This is a genomic window from Aliiroseovarius sp. YM-037 (assembly GCF_048060095.1).
In the GTDB taxonomy this organism is placed as follows: domain Bacteria; phylum Pseudomonadota; class Alphaproteobacteria; order Rhodobacterales; family Rhodobacteraceae; genus JBLUOA01.
In genome coordinates this window covers 410,275-426,677 of record NZ_JBLUOA010000001.1, presented here as the reverse complement: position 1 = coordinate 426,677, position 16,403 = coordinate 410,275, and the positions used below count along the sequence as shown (strand labels likewise).

General features: G+C 61.3%; 17 protein-coding genes. 15 read left to right on the top strand and 2 right to left on the bottom strand.

Annotated elements, in window-relative coordinates:
• The first annotated feature begins 46 nt into the window (after nt 1-46).
• The 8 genes from ACEWPJ_RS02010 to ACEWPJ_RS01975 all read left to right on the top strand — a co-directional run bounded on the left by ACEWPJ_RS02010 (nt 47) and on the right by ACEWPJ_RS01975 (nt 7,619).
• Nucleotides 47-739: a haloacid dehalogenase type II gene (locus tag ACEWPJ_RS02010; RefSeq protein ID WP_416510497.1), complete on the top strand. Its 693-nt coding sequence runs from the start codon at nt 47-49 to the stop codon at nt 737-739.
• Nucleotides 736-1,581, top strand: a complete 846-nt coding sequence (locus ACEWPJ_RS02005; protein WP_416510496.1) for an alpha/beta fold hydrolase — start codon at nt 736-738, stop codon at nt 1,579-1,581. The genes ACEWPJ_RS02010 and ACEWPJ_RS02005 overlap by 4 nt, the downstream gene beginning before the upstream one ends.
• Nucleotides 1,578-2,561: a threonine ammonia-lyase gene (locus ACEWPJ_RS02000; RefSeq protein ID WP_416510494.1), complete on the top strand. Its 984-nt coding sequence runs from the start codon at nt 1,578-1,580 to the stop codon at nt 2,559-2,561. Before ACEWPJ_RS02005 ends, ACEWPJ_RS02000 begins: the two co-directional genes overlap by 4 nt.
• Entirely contained in the window at nt 2,558-3,754 is a 1,197-nt protein-coding gene (locus ACEWPJ_RS01995; protein WP_416510493.1) for an endonuclease/exonuclease/phosphatase family protein, read from the top strand. Before ACEWPJ_RS02000 ends, ACEWPJ_RS01995 begins: the two co-directional genes overlap by 4 nt.
• Before the next feature lie 99 nt (nt 3,755-3,853).
• Entirely contained in the window at nt 3,854-4,936 is a 1,083-nt protein-coding gene (locus tag ACEWPJ_RS01990; RefSeq protein ID WP_416510491.1) for a Zn-dependent alcohol dehydrogenase, read from the top strand.
• Complete coding sequence (locus tag ACEWPJ_RS01985; RefSeq protein WP_416510489.1) at nt 4,936-6,174, top strand: mandelate racemase/muconate lactonizing enzyme family protein; 1,239 nt, start codon at nt 4,936-4,938, stop codon at nt 6,172-6,174. The genes ACEWPJ_RS01990 and ACEWPJ_RS01985 overlap by 1 nt, the downstream gene beginning before the upstream one ends.
• A 98-nt stretch (nt 6,175-6,272) precedes the next feature.
• The gene (locus ACEWPJ_RS01980; protein ID WP_416510487.1) at nt 6,273-6,812 is read left to right on the top strand and encodes an NADPH-dependent FMN reductase; all 540 of its coding nucleotides are present in this window, start codon (nt 6,273-6,275) and stop codon (nt 6,810-6,812) included.
• A 3-nt stretch (nt 6,813-6,815) separates the two neighbouring features.
• Complete coding sequence (locus ACEWPJ_RS01975) at nt 6,816-7,619, top strand: acyl dehydratase (RefSeq protein WP_416510486.1); 804 nt, start codon at nt 6,816-6,818, stop codon at nt 7,617-7,619.
• Between the two features lie 2 nt (nt 7,620-7,621).
• Here ACEWPJ_RS01975 and ACEWPJ_RS01970 read toward each other — a convergent pair whose 3' ends face one another.
• A complete protein-coding gene (locus ACEWPJ_RS01970) occupies nt 7,622-8,662 on the bottom strand; it encodes an NAD(P)/FAD-dependent oxidoreductase (RefSeq protein ID WP_416510485.1) in 1,041 nt (346 codons plus the stop codon).
• A 60-nt stretch (nt 8,663-8,722) separates the two neighbouring features.
• On the opposite strand from ACEWPJ_RS01970, the gene mnmD reads away from it, so the two are divergent.
• Both mnmD and ACEWPJ_RS01960 read left to right on the top strand, forming a co-directional pair.
• Nucleotides 8,723-9,406, top strand: a complete 684-nt coding sequence (gene mnmD, locus ACEWPJ_RS01965) for a tRNA (5-methylaminomethyl-2-thiouridine)(34)-methyltransferase MnmD (protein ID WP_416510484.1) — start codon at nt 8,723-8,725, stop codon at nt 9,404-9,406.
• Nucleotides 9,399-10,268 carry a DMT family transporter gene (locus ACEWPJ_RS01960; protein ID WP_416510483.1) on the top strand — a complete coding sequence of 290 codons (870 nt, stop codon included), beginning with the start codon at nt 9,399-9,401 and terminating at the stop codon, nt 10,266-10,268. The genes mnmD and ACEWPJ_RS01960 overlap by 8 nt, the downstream gene beginning before the upstream one ends.
• Here ACEWPJ_RS01960 and ACEWPJ_RS01955 read toward each other — a convergent pair.
• Nucleotides 10,265-12,199, bottom strand: a complete 1,935-nt coding sequence (locus ACEWPJ_RS01955) for a lytic transglycosylase domain-containing protein (protein ID WP_416510482.1) — start codon at nt 12,197-12,199, stop codon at nt 10,265-10,267. The two genes, ACEWPJ_RS01960 and ACEWPJ_RS01955, sit on opposite strands and share 4 nt — an antisense overlap.
• 157 nt (nt 12,200-12,356) lie before the next feature.
• Here ACEWPJ_RS01955 and dapA point away from each other — a divergent pair, with 157 nt between their 5' ends.
• From dapA to ACEWPJ_RS01930, 5 genes are all read left to right on the top strand, one after another.
• Nucleotides 12,357-13,232, top strand: coding sequence for a 4-hydroxy-tetrahydrodipicolinate synthase (gene dapA, locus ACEWPJ_RS01950; protein ID WP_416510481.1), 876 nt, complete (start codon nt 12,357-12,359; stop codon nt 13,230-13,232).
• Between the two features lie 105 nt (nt 13,233-13,337).
• On the top strand, nt 13,338-13,811 hold the full coding sequence (gene smpB, locus ACEWPJ_RS01945) for an SsrA-binding protein SmpB (RefSeq protein WP_416510480.1): 474 nt from the start codon (nt 13,338-13,340) through the stop codon (nt 13,809-13,811).
• A 118-nt stretch (nt 13,812-13,929) separates the two neighbouring features.
• Nucleotides 13,930-14,211 (top strand): hypothetical protein, encoded by a 282-nt coding sequence (locus ACEWPJ_RS01940; RefSeq protein ID WP_416510479.1) that lies wholly within the window; start codon nt 13,930-13,932, stop codon nt 14,209-14,211.
• Between the two features lie 104 nt (nt 14,212-14,315).
• Nucleotides 14,316-15,170: a 3-mercaptopyruvate sulfurtransferase gene (gene sseA / locus ACEWPJ_RS01935; protein WP_416510477.1), complete on the top strand. Its 855-nt coding sequence runs from the start codon at nt 14,316-14,318 to the stop codon at nt 15,168-15,170.
• 1 nt (nt 15,171) lies between these two features.
• A complete protein-coding gene (locus tag ACEWPJ_RS01930; RefSeq protein ID WP_416510476.1) occupies nt 15,172-16,356 on the top strand; it encodes an aromatic amino acid transaminase in 1,185 nt (394 codons plus the stop codon).
• Nucleotides 16,357-16,403: the final 47 nt, after the last annotated feature.

The window sequence follows — 16,403 nt, the reverse complement described above, 5'->3', positions numbered from 1 at the left end:
CCTGTCTCGGTGGCTGTGCCACTCTCCGACCGAAAAGGATCAGGGAATGCCGATAACCACCTACATTTTTGATGCGTATGGCACGCTGTTCGACGTCGCAGCCGCCGCCCGCCAAGCGGCGGAGGAGCCGGGAAACGAAGCGCTTGCAGACACTTGGCAGGCGCTTGCCCGCGATTGGCGGTTGAAACAGTTGCAATATACGTGGCTGCGCGCGATTGCAGACGCGCATGACGATTTCTGGCGTGTGACGCAAGACGGGCTTGATTGGGCGATGGAAGCCAATGGCCTTGATGATGCCCGGCTTAGGGAACGACTGCTCGCCCTTTATTGGGAGCTTTCGGCCTACCCCGAGGTTCCTGCAATGCTCGCGACCCTGAAACAAGCGGGCAAAACGACAGCCATCCTGTCAAACGGATCACCCGACATGCTGAACGGCGCGGTGAGTTCGGCGGAGATCTCCGACCACCTGGATGCGGTTTTGTCGGTCGAGGATGTTGGCGTCTACAAACCCCATCGCAAGGTCTACGACATGGTCGGCGCGCATTTCGGAACGTCACCAGCAGACGTGCTGTTCGTATCCTCAAACGGTTGGGACGCGGCAGGTGCTGCCGGCTATGGATTTCAAACCGTATGGGTCAACCGCGCGGAGGAGCCAGTCGATCGCCTGCCTTGGACCCCGCAGCATATCCTAAGCAACCTCACCACACTTCCGACACTTGCCGAAGGGCTTGACGCATGAAGCATTTTACGACCTCGGACGGGATCAACCTCGCCTATCGCGACGAAGGCGACGGGCTACCCCTGCTCTGCCTCGCAGGGCTGACGCGGAATTCTACGGATTTCGACTATGTCGCGCCGCATCTGAGGGGCGTCCACCTGATCCGCCTTGATTATCGCGGACGGGGTGCATCCGAACACGCGGATCATGAAACCTACACCGTGCCCATCGAAGCACGGGACGTTGTGGAGTTGCTGGATCACCTCAACCTCAAACGCTGCGCGATCCTCGGAACCTCTCGCGGTGGGCTGATCGCGATGGTGCTGGCCGCGACAGCCAAGGATCGGCTGACCGGCGTTTGCCTGAATGATATCGGACCAGAGGTTGCGCCAGAGGGGTTAAAGCACATCATGACCTATCTGGGTCGCCGCCCGCCGCAGAAAACCTATGCTGACGCTGCTGCAGCCCGTGCCGAATTTATGGAGGGCTTCGACAACGTCCCAATGAGCCGTTGGATGCATGAAGTGCAGCGCCACCATGTCGAAACCGAAAAGGGGCTTGGCATCAACTACGACCCCAAACTGCGCCGCGCGGTCGAAATCGCGGGTGCGCAGCCGACGCCCGATCTGTGGCCACTGTTTGATGCGTTTGACGGGATACCGCTCGCCCTGATCCGTGGGCAGAACTCCAACCTGTTAGCGGAAGCGACGGCGGTTGAGATGCGCAACAGGCGGCCCGACATGCTGTTCGCTGATGTCCCCGGACGCGGCCACGTTCCGTTTCTGGATGAACCTGAGAGCCTGTCGGTCCTGCACGCATTTATCGAAAACGTCAGGCAGCACACAACGGAGCACGCGGATTGACCGACATCGCAATGATCCGCGCCGCGGCCGGGCGGCTGGACGGCCACGCGCGGCGGACGCCGCTGCTTAGCTCTCCGTTTCTTGATGAAATCGCTGGGCGGCGGGTGTTTGTGAAGGCGGAATGCCTGCAACACACCGGATCGTTCAAATTCCGGGGCGCATGGTCTGCCGTTTCGGCGATGGAGGACGACGAACGCACGAAGGGCGTTATCGCGTTTTCCAGCGGCAATCACGCGCAAGGTGTGGCGCTGGCCGCCCGAGAACATGGCGCCCCCGCCGTCATCATCATGCCCGAAGACGCGCCCCGCATGAAAATCGAAAACACCCGCGCGTTGGGGGCCGAAGTCGTTCTTTACGACCGCGCGACTGAGGATCGCGATGAAATCGGCGACCGATTGTCGAAAGAACGTGGCCTGACGCTGATCAAGCCATTTGACGAACCTCTGGTGGTCGCAGGCCAAGGCACGACGGGCCTTGAAATCGCGGAGCAGGCTAAAGCGGAAGGCATCGACAACGCCGATGTCATCGTTTGCTGCGGGGGTGGCGGACTGATCTCTGGCATTGCGCTCGCGCTGGATGATACCGCGCCCGGCTTGCGCGCCCGTCCGGCGGAACCGGAAGGGTTTGATGATGTCCGCCGATCCTTGGCATCTGGCGGGATCGAACGGAACAATAGCGCCTTCGGGTCGATCTGCGACGCCATCCTGACGCCCGCGCCGGGCAAGATCACCTTTCCGATCATGCAACGCCTGTGTGGTCCCGGCCTCGTGGTGACGGACGACGAATGCCTGAAAGCCATGGCGCTTGCCTTCGCCCGCCTGAAGATCGTGCTTGAACCCGGCGGCGCGGCGGCACTTGCGGCGGCCTTGTTCCACCCGGATGAGATCGAAGGAGAGTCCGTGATTTGCGTCGCGACCGGTGGTAACGTCGATACCAAGATGTTCCTGAGCGCCCTTACAAAGTTTGGACCCAGCCAATGACCCGTTTCACAATCGCGAGTTTCAACGTCAAAAACCTGATCGGCGCGGATCAGGAATACTACGAATTTCAGACCTACACCCCCGAAGAATACGCCTGGAAACAGGATTGGATGGCGGACCAGCTTTTGACGATGAACGCCGACATCGTGTGTTTTCAGGAAATTTTTGAGGAAAGCGCCCTGCGCGACGTGATCGCCGAAACGGATGAGCGCGGCATCGCCGCGAACGAGGCGACGATCCCCAACAAATCAAAGCGCTACCATAAAAAGGCAATTTTCCGAAAACTCGCCTACACGCCCTATACCGGTGCGGCCCTCGCCTTTGCGCCGAACGCCAATGATGGAGAGCCTGGCCATCGTCGTCCGGGGCTTGCAGTCCTGTCACGGCACGGGTTTGCGGAAAAACCTGAGGTGATTCAGGTTCTGGGCGAACCCGTGAATGTGCCGCTGCAAGAACTCGGTGGGGCGGATGCGGGGCATTACACGGTTTCAAAACTGTCGCGCCCAATCCTCAAGGTGCGCATCCCGATTGGGAACCAAGTCGTTACGGTCTTTAACTGCCACCTTAAATCGAAGCTCGGCGAACATATCCGCCCGGACGGTGCGGAATACGCACCTGAACAGGATTTGACCCGCTACGATCCGTCAGGTCGCGCGATGGGCAGCCTGCGTGCCGCGCTTCGCCGGATGGCCGAAGCGTGGGTTCTGCGCAACGAAATCCTTGATGAATTGAACCGAGGTCATCCTGTAATGGTCATGGGTGATTTCAACGACGGCGAACATGCGGTCAGCTCTGAGATTATCTCGGGCGAGGTGCCGTTCAAGAACTATAGCTGGATGCTGCGGCACGACGCGAAAAGCTACAATGACCGCTACACCAAGGAAGAACACGAACAGATCACCGAAGCGGTTGAACGTGTGCGCCTGCATTCTGCCGAAAAGCTGTTCGTCCGCAAAAGCCTGCGGGACATGGTTTATACCTCGGCGTTTGGCGGCATCTTTGAATCGATCGATCAAATTTATTTGTCGCGCCATTTCCACCCGGATTACGACCGCCGGATTGGAGAGATGGAGTATTTCAGCGTTCTTAACGACCACCTGACCGACGGATCGCACCCGGAAGCCCCGTATAACAAGCTCGCTTCCGACCACGGGCAGATCATGGCGCATATGCAGTTGAACCATCAGGACTAACCGAACTGCCGCATTCCGACCGCTGATGTCGCGCACAAGGCTTGCACCGTGGGCGGGTTCGACGCAGGCTTTGCAAAACTGCTGATCGAGGGATCGCCCATGACAAAAATCCGCGCCGCCGTCGCGCATTCCTTTGGCGCTCCGCTCTCAATCGAAACCGTTGATTTGAGGGCTCCCGAGGCGGGCGAGGTCGAGGTTACCCTAGACGCCTGCGCAATCTGCCATTCCGACATTTCCTATATCGACGGGGGTTGGGGCGGCACCCTACCCGCGATTTATGGGCATGAGGCGGCAGGCCGCGTCAGCGCGGTTGGCGAGGGCGTTCAGACCTATGCGGTCGGCGACACGGTGATTGTCACCCTCATACGATCCTGCGGAGCTTGCGCGCCCTGCGCCACCGGCGCACCGGTTGCCTGCGCGGGCGACAATGCGATGGACGGACCCATCACGCTAGAGGATGGATCGGCCGTCGAACAGGCCATGTATTGCGGCGCGTTTGCGGAACGGGTCGTCGTCCGGCCCAGCCAGCTTGCACCCATTCCTGCCGACATGCCGATGGACGTGGCAAGCCTGCTGTCCTGCGGCGTCATCACTGGCGTCGGGGCGGTCGTGAACTCTGCCAAAATGCGCCCCGGCCAAACGGCAGTGGTGATCGGCGCGGGCGGGGTCGGGTTAAACGCGATCCAAGGGGCATACTTGGCAGGCGCGTCCAAGATCATCGCCGTTGACATGACGGATGACAAACTTGACGCCGCGCTTGATTTTGGCGCGACGCATGGTGTGCTCGCGACCCGTGACGCGCCTTGGACCGAGGTGAAAAAGATAACGGGGCCAGGCATGGCCGACGCCGTGTTCGTGACGGTCGGCGCGATTCCGGCCTATCAAACCGCCCCGCGATATGTCGGACCGAAAGGCAAAGTCGTCATGGTCGGGATGCCCCACACGGGGGCAGAAGCGACGTATGAGCCTGTGATGATCGCCGCCCTTGGGCAACAAATGATCGGCTCAAAAATGGGGGATACGGTGATCAGCCGTGACATTCCGTGGCTGATTGATCTCTACCAACAGGGCCGCCTGAAACTGGATGAGCTTATCTCGGGCCGGTGGCGCCTTGATGAAATCAACGAGGCCATCGCGGATACTAAAACCGGTGCGGCGCGGCGCAATGTGGTGATGTTCTGATGAAGTTGAAAGACCTTGAAATCTTCGTCGTCGGCCCCCCGCCACCCGGCTGGGGCGGGCGATATTGGCTGTTCGTCAAGCTGACGACGGATAACGGGATCGTCGGATACGGCGAATGCTACGCGTCCTCCGTCGGCCCAATAGCGATGGAGGCGGTGATTGAGGATGTCTTCGCCCGCTACATGCAGGGCGAAAACCCCGAAAATATCGAGTTGATGTTCCGCCGGGCCTATTCTTCTGGCTTCACCCAGCGGCCCGATCTGACGGTCATGGGCGCGTTTTCGGGGTTGGAGATTGCGTGCTGGGATATCCTCGGCAAAGCCCATGATCGCCCGGTTCACGCCTTGCTGGGTGGGCGGATGAATGACCGCATCCGGTCCTACACCTACCTCTACCCGTTGCCAAAACATGAGATGTCGGAGTTCTGGACCTCACCGCAAATGGCCGCCGAATGTGCCGCCGAAATGGTGCGCATCGGCTTTACGGCGGTGAAATTCGACCCCGCCGGGCCTTACACCCTGCGCGGTGGCCATATGCCCGCGATGCGCGACATCAGCCAGTCCGCCGCGTTCTGCAAAGCGATCCGCGACGCGGTGGGCGACCGCGCCGACCTGCTGTTCGGCACGCACGGGCAGTTCAGCACCGGCGGCGCTATTCGCCTTGCGAAAGCGCTGGAACCCTACGATCCCCTGTGGTTCGAGGAACCGATCCCGCCCGATAACATCCCCGAAATGGCCAAAGTCGCGCGGGCGACTTCTATCCCCGTGGCGACAGGCGAACGCCTGACAACCAAGGCCGAGTTCGCCGAGGTGCTACGCCAAGGGGCGGCGACGATCCTTCAGCCCGCACTTGGCCGATCCGGCGGCATCCTCGAAACCAAGAAAATCGCGGCAATTGCCGAAGCGCACAACGCCCAAATCGCCCCACATCTTTATGCCGGGCCGGTCGAATGGGCTGCAAATATCCAGTTGGCTGCGAATATTCCGAACATCCTGATGGTCGAAACCATCGGCACTGGCGGGGATTTTCACCTGCCGCTCATCAAACATTCGATCACTTGGGAGGGCGGATATGTTCTGCCCCCAACCGCCCCTGGTCTGGGCATTGAATTTGACGAAGACCTCGCCCGCGCGCACCCCTATACCGGCAACGGACTGCACCTTGAAATGCAGGAAGACCCCTGCAACTACACCGACGGCAACGCGTTTGAGGGCGGCGCACCGGCGCGTAAATCGTAACGATTGTGCGCGGATCGAAGAGCCTCTGTGCGCCTGAAAATCTTGCGTCCGCCCAATTGCTGATGCACTAAACGCCAAGATTTAACGAAAGGTGCCCCATGTCTGATCTCTCACTCCTCGTGATCTCCGGCTCGCTGCGAAAGGGGTCGTTCAATCGCAAGCTGATGCACGAAGCGGCGCGGCTTTTCGGCGCCGATCCTGTGGTCGCAGACCTCGACGTGCCGCTTTACAATGGCGATGTGGAGGAGGCCGACGGCATCCCGCCGAAGGTGCAGACCTTGGCCGATCAGATCGCCGCGGCGGATGCGGTGGTGATTTCTTGCCCCGAATATAACTCCGGCCTGTCGGGGGTGATGAAAAACGCCCTTGATTGGGTCAGCCGGACAGAGGGCAATCCGTGGGCCGATAAACCCGTCGCGATCATGTCGGCGGCGGCGGGCCGTGCGGGGGGCGCACGGTCGCAAAACGCGCTGCGCCTGGCGATGACACCGTTTTCGCCCTGCCTGCTGACCGGGCCGGAAATCTTGATCGCCGGGGCGGCGAATGAATTTGACGATGACGACCGGCTGACCAATGAACGCTACATCGCATCGCTCTCTAAGCTGATGGACAAACTCCGGGCGGAGGTCGCGCACTGATCCATGCACGAAGCTGTTGGACGCACCGAAACGATCCACTGCCAGCTTGATCCGGCGCGGGCGGTCGCGATGCACGCGATCCTTGGTCTGGAGTCGGCGCCACCCCAAGCGGGCGATCCGCTGCCGCCGTTTTGGCACCAGATCTATTTCTGGGAACCCCTGCCCGCCGAGAAGCTTGGTCGGGACGGGCATATTCGCATCGGCGGCTTCATCCCCGACCTTGGCCTGCCCCGCCGCATGTGGGCCGCCGGGCAGATCGACTTTCACGCGCCGGTCGAGATCGGCACCCCGGCAACAAAAGTGACAACGATTGAACGTGTGGCGCGTAAGACCGGGCGCACCGGACCGCTGGCGATCACCAGCCTGCGGCATGACATTCGGCAGAACGATGCTCTGTGCATCTCGGAACGGCAAGACCTCGTTTACCTGCCGGATCGCGAACCGGGTGCTGAGCAGATCGCCCCACCCATCGCCCGAACGGATGAGGAGGAGCGCGAAACCCACAGCTTCGATACCACACTTCTGTTCCGATACTCGGCGGTTACAATGAACGGCCACCGGATTCACTACGACCTCGACTACGCGAAAGGGGTCGAAGAATACGCCGGCCTCGTCGTGCATGGTCCGCTGCTGGCCCAGCGTCTGATCGTGATGGCGGAGCGTGAGCTTGGTGCTGTGCGGCGCTTTACCTTCCGTGCGACCGCGCCGCTGTTTCACGATGAGGTCGCGACGTTCTGCAACTCCGGTGCGGATTTCTGGGTGCGCGGGCCGGATGGGCGGCAATGTATGGTCGCGACCGCCGAGTAGCGTCAGCGCAGATTGGCCTCCACCTGAAACTCCGCCGGGATGTCATCAATATTGTCAAGAACGAGGTCAGCCATGACCTGCCCCACCTTCGGGGCCATGCCAAAACCGATCTTAAACCCGCCATTCGCAATGAAATGTCCGACGCGACCGGGATACGCACCCAGCATCGGGGCCCGCGTTCGGGCGCGGGGCCGGACCCCTGCCCATCGTTCAATAGTGCGGGCGTGCCGCAAGACGGGAAACACATCCTCCGCCCGGCGCAGCACGTCGTCCAGTTGATCGTCGGTCGTGTCGGGGCGATCAAAGTCGCGTTCACTCGTTGACCCGACGGCGACCGTGCCATCCTCATGCGGGACCACATGCAATCCGTCCGCGAAAAGCTGCGGCATCTCACGTGCGTCAAGCGCCAGCAGCGCGGATTGCCCCTTTACGCCGCTGCCCACGGGCTGCCCGAACTCGTCCGATAACGCGGCCAATCCCTCATACCCCGTCGCCCAGATCACCATTCCATCGGCTGAGTGCGTTTCCGTCGTGACCTCCGCACCCTTCGCCTTCGCTGCGGCGACGAGGCTGGCAACTGCGCCGCGCGGATTGATCCGGGCCGACAGGGTGTCGTGGATTAACAGGCCGGTCGGCGTTTCGGGGGCCCAGTCGCCCACCTCCGCAGCCTCAACAACGGACCAGTCCGCCTTTCTCTGCCACAGATCGCGCGCACCTTCCACCCGCTGTCTCGCAAGCGCTAACGCTCGATCATCTGCGATGGGTTGCAACCGGCCAACCCGGCCATAGCCCGACGACACGCCGGACGCGCCATCGACCTCTGCCCAGAACGACTCCGCCGCGATAAGGCTGTCGAACTGAAATGCCTTTTTCTCGTTCCAGTTTTCCGGCGTATGGGGGGCCAACGCACCGACAAGGCCGCCGCTTGATCCGGCTCCCGGACGATACGGATCGACAACCCGGACCCGCGCGCCTTTCCTGACGCAGCACCAAGCGATCGACAGGCCGAAAATCCCTGCCCCCATCACCGTGACATCGACCATTGCCAATCCTTTCGACGTTGCCCATTGTCCGCCCGTTATCGCGTTCTAGGGGATCATCCGATGGCTGACCAGACGGCAGAGCTGGATTGGAAAGATGGCACCACGCCCGTTTCGCGCCGGTTTGATGATCCGTATTTCTCGGTCGTCGATGGGCTTGCCGAAACCCGCCATGTGTTTCTGGCCGGAAATGGGTTGCCGGGGCGGTTTACGTCGGGCTTCCAGATTGCGGAGCTTGGATTTGGCAGCGGGCTCAACCTGTTCGCCACACTGATCGACTGGCGCGCGGCCAAGATCGACGGCCCCTTGCGATTCACGTCGTTCGAAGCATTCCCGATGGATGCGGCGGATATGGACAAAGCTCTGTCCGCCTTCCCCGAGGCGCGGGCGGTTGCCGGTCCGTTTCTCACGCAATGGGCCGCCGGGCAGCGGCGTATCGAAACCGACGACCTGATCGCCGACATCCGCATCGGCGACGCCCGCAAGACGCTGGCCGATTGGAACGGCGCGGCGGATGCGTGGTTTCTTGACGGGTTCGCCCCGACGAAAAACCCCGAACTGTGGCAGGCCGACCTGATGCAAACGGTCGCCGAGCACACCAAGCCCGGCGGCACCTGCGCGACCTACACCGCCGCCGGGGCCGTGCGCCGGGCACTCTCTGACGCGGGGTTCGCTGTTACCAGAACCCAAGGATTTGGCCGCAAGCGCCACATGACAACCGCGAAACTGGCCACTCCTTATGAGTGAAAACAACACCCGCCTCGGCATCTTTCTTATGGTTGCTGCGACTCTTGTTTTCGCAGTGCAGGACGGAATTTCAAGTCACCTCGCCTCAACCTACAACGTCTTTATGGTGGTGATGATCCGCTATTGGTTCTTGGCAACCTTCGTGATCGCGGTTGCCGCGCGAAAAGGCGGCGGGTTGCGGCGAACGGCAGCGACTCGGCAGCCGATCCTGCAAATCATCCGGGGCCTGCTTCTAGCTGCGGAAATCTGCGTGATGATCGCTGCCTTCACCTACCTCGGTTTGGTCGAAAGCCACGCAGTCTTTACCAGCTACCCGCTGCTGATCGCCGCCCTGTCTGGCCCGATCCTTGGCGAAAAGGTCGGCTGGCGTCGGTGGGGCGCGATTGGGATCGGCTTTGTCGGTATCCTTGTCATCCTACGGCCCGGTGTCGCGGTTTTCTCGCCCTACGCAGCGATCCCGCTGGCCGCCGCCTTCCTGTTCGCGCTTTATGGCCTGCTGACCCGCTACGCCGCCCGCAAAGACACCGCCGCGACCAGCTTTTTCTGGACCGGCATCGTCGGCGCGGTCGTCATGACCGCAATCGGCGCGTTCCACTGGGAAAACATGACAAATCCCGACTGGGTCTGGATGGGCATCCTTTGCGTCACCGGCGCATTGGGCCATTGGCTGCTGATAAAATGCTACGAAGCGGCTGAGGCGAGCGCCGTTCAGCCCTTTGCCTATCTGCAACTGATCTTCTCATCAGCCATCGGCCTGATCTTCCTCGGAGAGATGCTTAGGCTAAACGTCGCCATCGGCGCCGTAATCGTGGTGTCCGCTGGCCTGTTCACCCTCTGGCGGACGCATCAGGTCAAAAGCTAACTGGGGGAGCGGCGCAGTTCTTTTGACAGGCGCAGCGGAGCGGTCTCTCCGGTCAGCCGAGCACGATAGACGGGGATAGATTCCATTACCCGCATCACGTAGTTCCGGGTTTCGCTGAACGGAATATGCTCAATCCAATCGACGACATCGACGCCCGCGCTGCGCGGATCACCGAACCGCTGAATCCAGCGGCGGGGCCGCGACGGCCCGGCATTATATCCCGCCGCGACCAGCACGTAGGACGGCCCGAATTCATCGATCAGCCCCTCCAGATAAGAGCTGCCGAGTCTGACGTTATATTTCCAGTCGTTCAGCAGGCGGTTGCCGTCATAGGCGAGCTCAAGCTCTCTCGCGACATCCTTCGCGGTGCCCGGCATCACCTGCATCATGCCGCGTGCGCCAGCGGGGCTGACCACAACGAAATCAAACTCGCTCTCGCGCCGGGCGATTGACAGCACAAGCTCTGTCGGCACCGGTAGGTCCTCATCGACCAACGGATGCAGCGGATAGTAGGCGCGGGGCAAGGCATAGCCCTGCTGCGCTGCCTGTTTCGCGATCATCAGGGCCAGATGCGGTTCGTCCAGCGACAGCGCCAGATCCCCCATCAGGCGCAGGGATCGTTCGTCCTGCGTTTCTGCCAGATGCACCATGAAGCGTTCGGCCAGATTGCGCTCTCCGGCTTCGTGGAACATCAGCGCGGCCTGCATCACGCTCGACTGCATGAAGTCCGCCTCGCGCCAATCCTCGACCAGCCCATCACCGGTCAGGTCCATATCCATCGGCAGCCCGCCCCGTTCCGCGGCGAGCAATCCGTAAAAGCTGGTCTGGTATTCCGCGCCGAACGCATAGGCCGCACGCGCGCCTTCGTCATTGCCCAGCGCCTCCTGCGCGCGGCCTTCCCAATATCCGGCACGGCCAAGGCTGATCGGCGTGAAGACCGCCGCGCGGAACCGCCTGAAGTGCTGCAACGCGGTTTCGGGGTCATCCAGCTTTCGCAGGGCGATATAGCCTGACAGCCATTCCAGATCCGCGTGGTTGCGCCCCTCGGCGATGTGGTGGGACGACGCGAGGCGGTAAGCCCGCGCAGCCTCTCCGTCGCGCATCAGCTGGCGGGCAAAGACGCGCCGCCATCCGCCCCAAAGGTTCGGCTCTCCCAAATCCTCAGCACTGCCGCTGCGCGCTTCCATCATCTCAAGGGCCGACCCCTCGAACCCCTTGCGCAAGCGCCACAGGAACCGTTCATAGGCAAGCCCCGGATTATCGCGCAGCGATGGCGGAACCGCTGCGATCAGATCGTCAACGCCCCCCTTGCTTTGCCTCAGCGCAATCCGCGCGGCGGCCAGCTTGCGCCATCCTTCGCTGACCCGCGGCAGCATCGCTGTCGCCTCATCCGTCAACCCGCGCCACAGCAGCATATCAAGCCGCGCCTGATGATGCGGTTGCAGCAGGCTTCCGTAAGCCTCAAGAAAATTCGCGCGCGCGTTGCGCCCAATCGACAGCGTTCGCCAGGATTTGACAGCCTCTGCCATCGCGTCACCTTCCAGCCCGGTCTGGCGAAACGCCCGGACCCGCTGATATGCCCCGTCGCCGGTCTGTGGCGGCTGTTCGGCGAAATATTCCAAAACCTCGGTTGCGGAGACAGCACCGGTGATCGACCCCTCGCCGCGCTTGCGCAGCGCCTTCAACCCCGGCCAATCGCCATTACGCGCCAGAAACGCCTGATAATCGCTGAACTGCCCGATCCCGGCCCGCAGACGACGCCACTCGACGACGTCCAGCGCAACCTGCCCCGCCGGACGGGCAGCAGCGATCGCCGCCGACCATTCATCCGCGCGGACATGCTTCATCGCGCGGGCGAGTGGCGTGTCCTGCGCGGCAGACGCGCTCGCCGCCAGCGACAAAAGCAGCAATACAATGGAAAGCACGCGCATATTTCGGTGACCTTTCGCCAAAACAGGGGATTCTGGGCCGAATGTAGACAATACCCTCTTTCCATCAACTCACAAACTTGGCAATTGACGCGAAGGCGGCTAGGTTCCGCCGCACTCAAACCGGGCCGACTCGGCCCCTCCAATAAGGATGCGTATCATGCTCAAAGGGTCTCTCCCTGCTCTGGTCACGCCGTTCAGCAACGGCAAGCTGGACCTTGATGCGCTGAAAAAGCTGGTGGAATGGCACATCGCCGAAGGCACGCATGGGCTGGTCCCGGTGGGCACCACTGGCGAAAGCCCGACCCTCAGCCACATCGAACATGAAACCGTCGTGTCCGAGGTTGTGCGCGCCGCCGCCGGGCGCATCCCGATTGTTGCCGGTGCGGGGTCAAACAACACATCTGAAAGCGAACGTTTCCTGCAACACGCCGAAAGCGTCGGCGCGGATGCGGCGCTTGTCGTAACACCCTACTATAATAAACCGACCCAGCGCGGACTGATCGCGCATTACACGGCGCTGCATGATTGCTGCAACCTGCCGATCATCATCTACAACATTCCGGGCCGTTCGGTCGTCGATATGACCCCGGAAACGATGGGAGAGCTCGCGAAGCTTCCGCGCATCATCGGCGTGAAAGACGCAACCGGCGATATCGCCCGCGTGTCGCAACAGCGGATGTCCTGCGGTGCGGACTTCATCCAGTTATCCGGCGAAGACGCGACTGCCCTCGGCTTCAACGCTCATGGCGGCACGGGCTGCATCTCTGTCACCGCGAATGTCGCGCCCCGCCTGTGTGCCGAATTCCAAGAGGCCACGCTCGCCGGCGACTACGCCAAGGCATTGACACTTCAGGACCGGCTTATGCCGCTGCATGAGGCAATCTTTATCGAACCCGGCCTGATCGGAGCAAAATACGGCCTGTCCAAACTCGGCCTGTGTTCGGAAGAGGTCCGCTCCCCCCATACCGGCCTGCTCGACAGCACCAAAGGTAAAATCGATGCGGCCATGCGGCACGCCGGGCTGATCAACTAACACCGGGCTTCATCTTGCCAAAAATACTCTCGCCGAAGGCTCCCTAAGCCTCCGGCGTGGGCGAGGCATGGACACCCCGCACACAGCGCGATAGGCAATATGGCCATGGCCAAGAAGAACGAAAACCCGAACTATAAGGTGATCGCCGAAAATCGGCGGGCGCGGTATGACTATGCGATCGAGGATGACCTTGAATGCGGCATTCAGCTTATGGGGTCGGAAGTCAAATCCCTCCGCACCGGTCAGGTCAATATCGCCGACAGTTACGCCGCGGTTGAGGAAGGCGAGCTGTGGCTGGTGAACGGCTATATCTCACCCTATGAACAGGCGAAGACCTGGGGCCACGAAGAACGCCGCAAACGCAAGCTCTTGGTTTCAAAGCGCGAACTGTCGCGGCTGTGGCAGGCAACGTCTCGGCAGGGCATGACGCTGGTTCCGATTGTCATGTATTTCAACCACAAGGGGATTGCGAAGCTGAAGATAGGTGTCGCAAAGGGTAAAAAGGTCCACGACAAACGCGCGAACGAGGCGAAACGCGACTGGAATCGCCAGAAACAGCGTCTTTTGCGCAACGGGTAAAGCCCGACGTTATTTCCCCTTCTGTCCAATTCTAGCCACCTGATACGCTCCGCCCAAGCCAAGGTCTGGGCATTCCATTGGCGTGTATTTTTGCGGCCCAAAGGAAAGGGAAATAGGGATGGAACTTCTCATTAGTCTGATTTCAGGCGCGGTTGGCGGGAACGTCGCCGGTAGTGCGATCAAGAATCTTAATCAAGGTACGCTGATCAACTCGATCTCGGGGATCGTCGGCGGCGGTATCGGTGGCCAGATCATCGGCGCGATGACGGGCGGGGCTGTGGATGCCGCGTCAAGCGGTCTGGACGTCGGTTCGATCATCGGACAGGTCGCCTCGGGCGGCGTTGGCGGCGGCGTGTTGCTGGCGATTGTCGGCGTTGTTCGCAATATGATGAGCAAATAATAGCGCTTCGCGGGGTGCGCGACCACGATATGCGCGCCCCGCCTCTTGTTTCCGATGGCCCCTCTGGGTAGGCAAGGTCAACCGAGTCTAACAAGGGTTGCCCGATGTCTGAAGATGATCCCAAAACTTTGGTCTCAACCGACTGGCTGGCCCAGCATCTGAACGACCCCGATCTGCGCATTCTCGACGCAAGCTGGTATCTGCCCGATATGGGTCGCGATGCCCGCGCGGAATACGATGCGGCGCATATACCTGGCGCGCGGTTTTTCGATATCGACGACATCAGCGACCAACGGTCGGACCTGCCGCATATGGCGCCCCCGCCCGAGAAATTCGTGTCGCGTCTGCGGGCGATGGGCGTGGGTGACGGTCATCAGGTCGTTGTCTATGACGGCGCTGGCTTGTTTTCCGCCGCACGCGTCTGGTGGCTGTTCCGGTTGATGGGCAAAACAGATGTTGCCGTGCTCGACGGTGGCTTTGCCAAATGGCAGGCCGAGGATCGCCCGGTCGAAGACCTTCCCCCGATGGTCCGAGACCGCCACATGACGGTTCAACGTCAGGCAAATCTGGTAAAGGACGTCACGCAAGTCGCCGCCTCGACGAAACTGGGTGATGCAACGATCATCGACGCCCGCGGCGCCCCCCGGTTTCGCGGTGAAGAAGACGAACCCCGCCCCGGCCTGCGCGCCGGGCATATCCCCACATCCGTCAACGTGCCCTACAAAAGCGTTCTGAACGACGATGGCACAATGAAATCGCCCGACGCCTTGACCAAGGTGTTCGAAGACGCGGGCGTGGACCTGTCGAAACCCGCAATTACAACCTGCGGGTCCGGCGTCACGGCAGCGATCCTTAGCCTTGCGCTGGAACGGACCGGCCATCGGCGCCACGCGCTTTATGACGGATCATGGGCCGAATGGGGCATGTTCAACGACCTTAACGTAGAAACAGGCGAATAAAATGCTGACCAATCTCAAACCGCAGCCAGCCGACAAGATCCTGCAATTGATGCAGATGTTCAAGGACGACCCGCGCGACGACAAGATCGACCTTGGCGTCGGGGTCTACAAGGACGCGAGCGGCAACACGCCCGTGATGCGGGCCATCAAGGCCGCCGAGAAGCAGCTATGGGAGGCCGAGACGACCAAGGCCTATACGGGCCTCGCCGGCGATCCGGCCTATGCCGATGCAATGGTCGCGCTGGTTCTTGGCACGTCCGTCGAACGCGATCAGGTGGCCGCGGCAGCAACGCCCGGCGGCACCGGCGCGATCCGGCAGGGGTTGGAGCTGATCCGGATGGCCGCCCCCGACGCAACGATCTGGCTGTCGAACCCGACATGGCCCAACCACCCGTCGATCATCAAATACCTTGGCATTCCCATGCAGGAATACCGCTATTTCGACAATGAAACGGGCGGCGTCGATTTCGACGGGATGCTCGAAGACCTCGGCAAGGCGAAAGCGGGTGACATCGTCCTGCTGCACGGCTGCTGTCATAACCCGACCGGCGCGAACCTGACCCTGCCGCAATGGGCTGAAGTGATCGCGTTGATGCAGGACATGGGCCTCACCCCCTTCGTCGACATCGCCTATCAGGGCTTTGGCGACGGGCTGGAAGACGACGCCGCAGGCGTGCGTATGGTCGCGTCAGAGATGCCGGAAACCATTATCGCCGCAAGCTGTTCAAAGAACTTCGGAATCTACCGTGAACGAACCGGCATCCTGATGGCGGTCGGGCAGGACAAGGCGCTTCACAAGGTGACGCAGGCCAATCTGGCGTTCCTCAACCGCCAGAACTATTCGTTCCCGCCCGATCACGGCGCGCGGCTGGTGTCGATGATCCTGACCGATGACGCGCTGCGCGCCGACTGGCAGGCGGAACTGGAAGAAGTCCGGCTTGGCATGCTCGACCTGCGCAAAAACCTCGCGTCGGAATTGCAGCGCCTTTCGGGCTCGGATCGCTTCGGTTTTCTGGGGCAGCACCGGGGCATGTTCTCCCGCCTCGGTGCGACGCCCGAACAGGTGGAAACCCTGCGCCGCGATCACGGTATCTACATGATCGGCGATTCCCGGATGAACATCGCCGGGTTGAACGCCAAGACCGTGCCGATTCTTGCGGATGCGATTATCAAATCCGGCATCTGACAAAAAAGGCCCGGGCGCAAAGCCCGGGCCAGTTTCTCTCGGCTGAA

Bases quoted from the DNA above. Each gene is read 5' to 3' on its own strand.
- ACEWPJ_RS02010 (WP_416510497.1), top strand. From the start codon at position 47: ATGCCGATAACCACCTACATTTTTGATGCGTATGGCACGCTGTTCGAC.
- ACEWPJ_RS02005 (WP_416510496.1), top strand. From the start codon at position 736: ATGAAGCATTTTACGACCTCGGACGGGATCAACCTCGCCTATCGCGAC.
- ACEWPJ_RS01995 (WP_416510493.1), top strand. From the start codon at position 2,558: ATGACCCGTTTCACAATCGCGAGTTTCAACGTCAAAAACCTGATCGGC.
- ACEWPJ_RS01990 (WP_416510491.1), top strand. From the start codon at position 3,854: ATGACAAAAATCCGCGCCGCCGTCGCGCATTCCTTTGGCGCTCCGCTC.
- ACEWPJ_RS01985 (WP_416510489.1), top strand. From the start codon at position 4,936: ATGAAGTTGAAAGACCTTGAAATCTTCGTCGTCGGCCCCCCGCCACCC.
- ACEWPJ_RS01980 (WP_416510487.1), top strand. From the start codon at position 6,273: ATGTCTGATCTCTCACTCCTCGTGATCTCCGGCTCGCTGCGAAAGGGG.
- ACEWPJ_RS01975 (WP_416510486.1), top strand. From the start codon at position 6,816: ATGCACGAAGCTGTTGGACGCACCGAAACGATCCACTGCCAGCTTGAT.
- ACEWPJ_RS01970 (WP_416510485.1), bottom strand. From the start codon at position 8,662: ATGGTCGATGTCACGGTGATGGGGGCAGGGATTTTCGGCCTGTCGATC.
- mnmD (WP_416510484.1), top strand. From the start codon at position 8,723: ATGGCTGACCAGACGGCAGAGCTGGATTGGAAAGATGGCACCACGCCC.
- ACEWPJ_RS01960 (WP_416510483.1), top strand. From the start codon at position 9,399: ATGAGTGAAAACAACACCCGCCTCGGCATCTTTCTTATGGTTGCTGCG.
- ACEWPJ_RS01955 (WP_416510482.1), bottom strand. From the start codon at position 12,199: ATGCGCGTGCTTTCCATTGTATTGCTGCTTTTGTCGCTGGCGGCGAGC.
- dapA (WP_416510481.1), top strand. From the start codon at position 12,357: ATGCTCAAAGGGTCTCTCCCTGCTCTGGTCACGCCGTTCAGCAACGGC.
- smpB (WP_416510480.1), top strand. From the start codon at position 13,338: ATGGCCAAGAAGAACGAAAACCCGAACTATAAGGTGATCGCCGAAAAT.
- ACEWPJ_RS01940 (WP_416510479.1), top strand. From the start codon at position 13,930: ATGGAACTTCTCATTAGTCTGATTTCAGGCGCGGTTGGCGGGAACGTC.
- sseA (WP_416510477.1), top strand. From the start codon at position 14,316: ATGTCTGAAGATGATCCCAAAACTTTGGTCTCAACCGACTGGCTGGCC.
- ACEWPJ_RS01930 (WP_416510476.1), top strand. From the start codon at position 15,172: ATGCTGACCAATCTCAAACCGCAGCCAGCCGACAAGATCCTGCAATTG.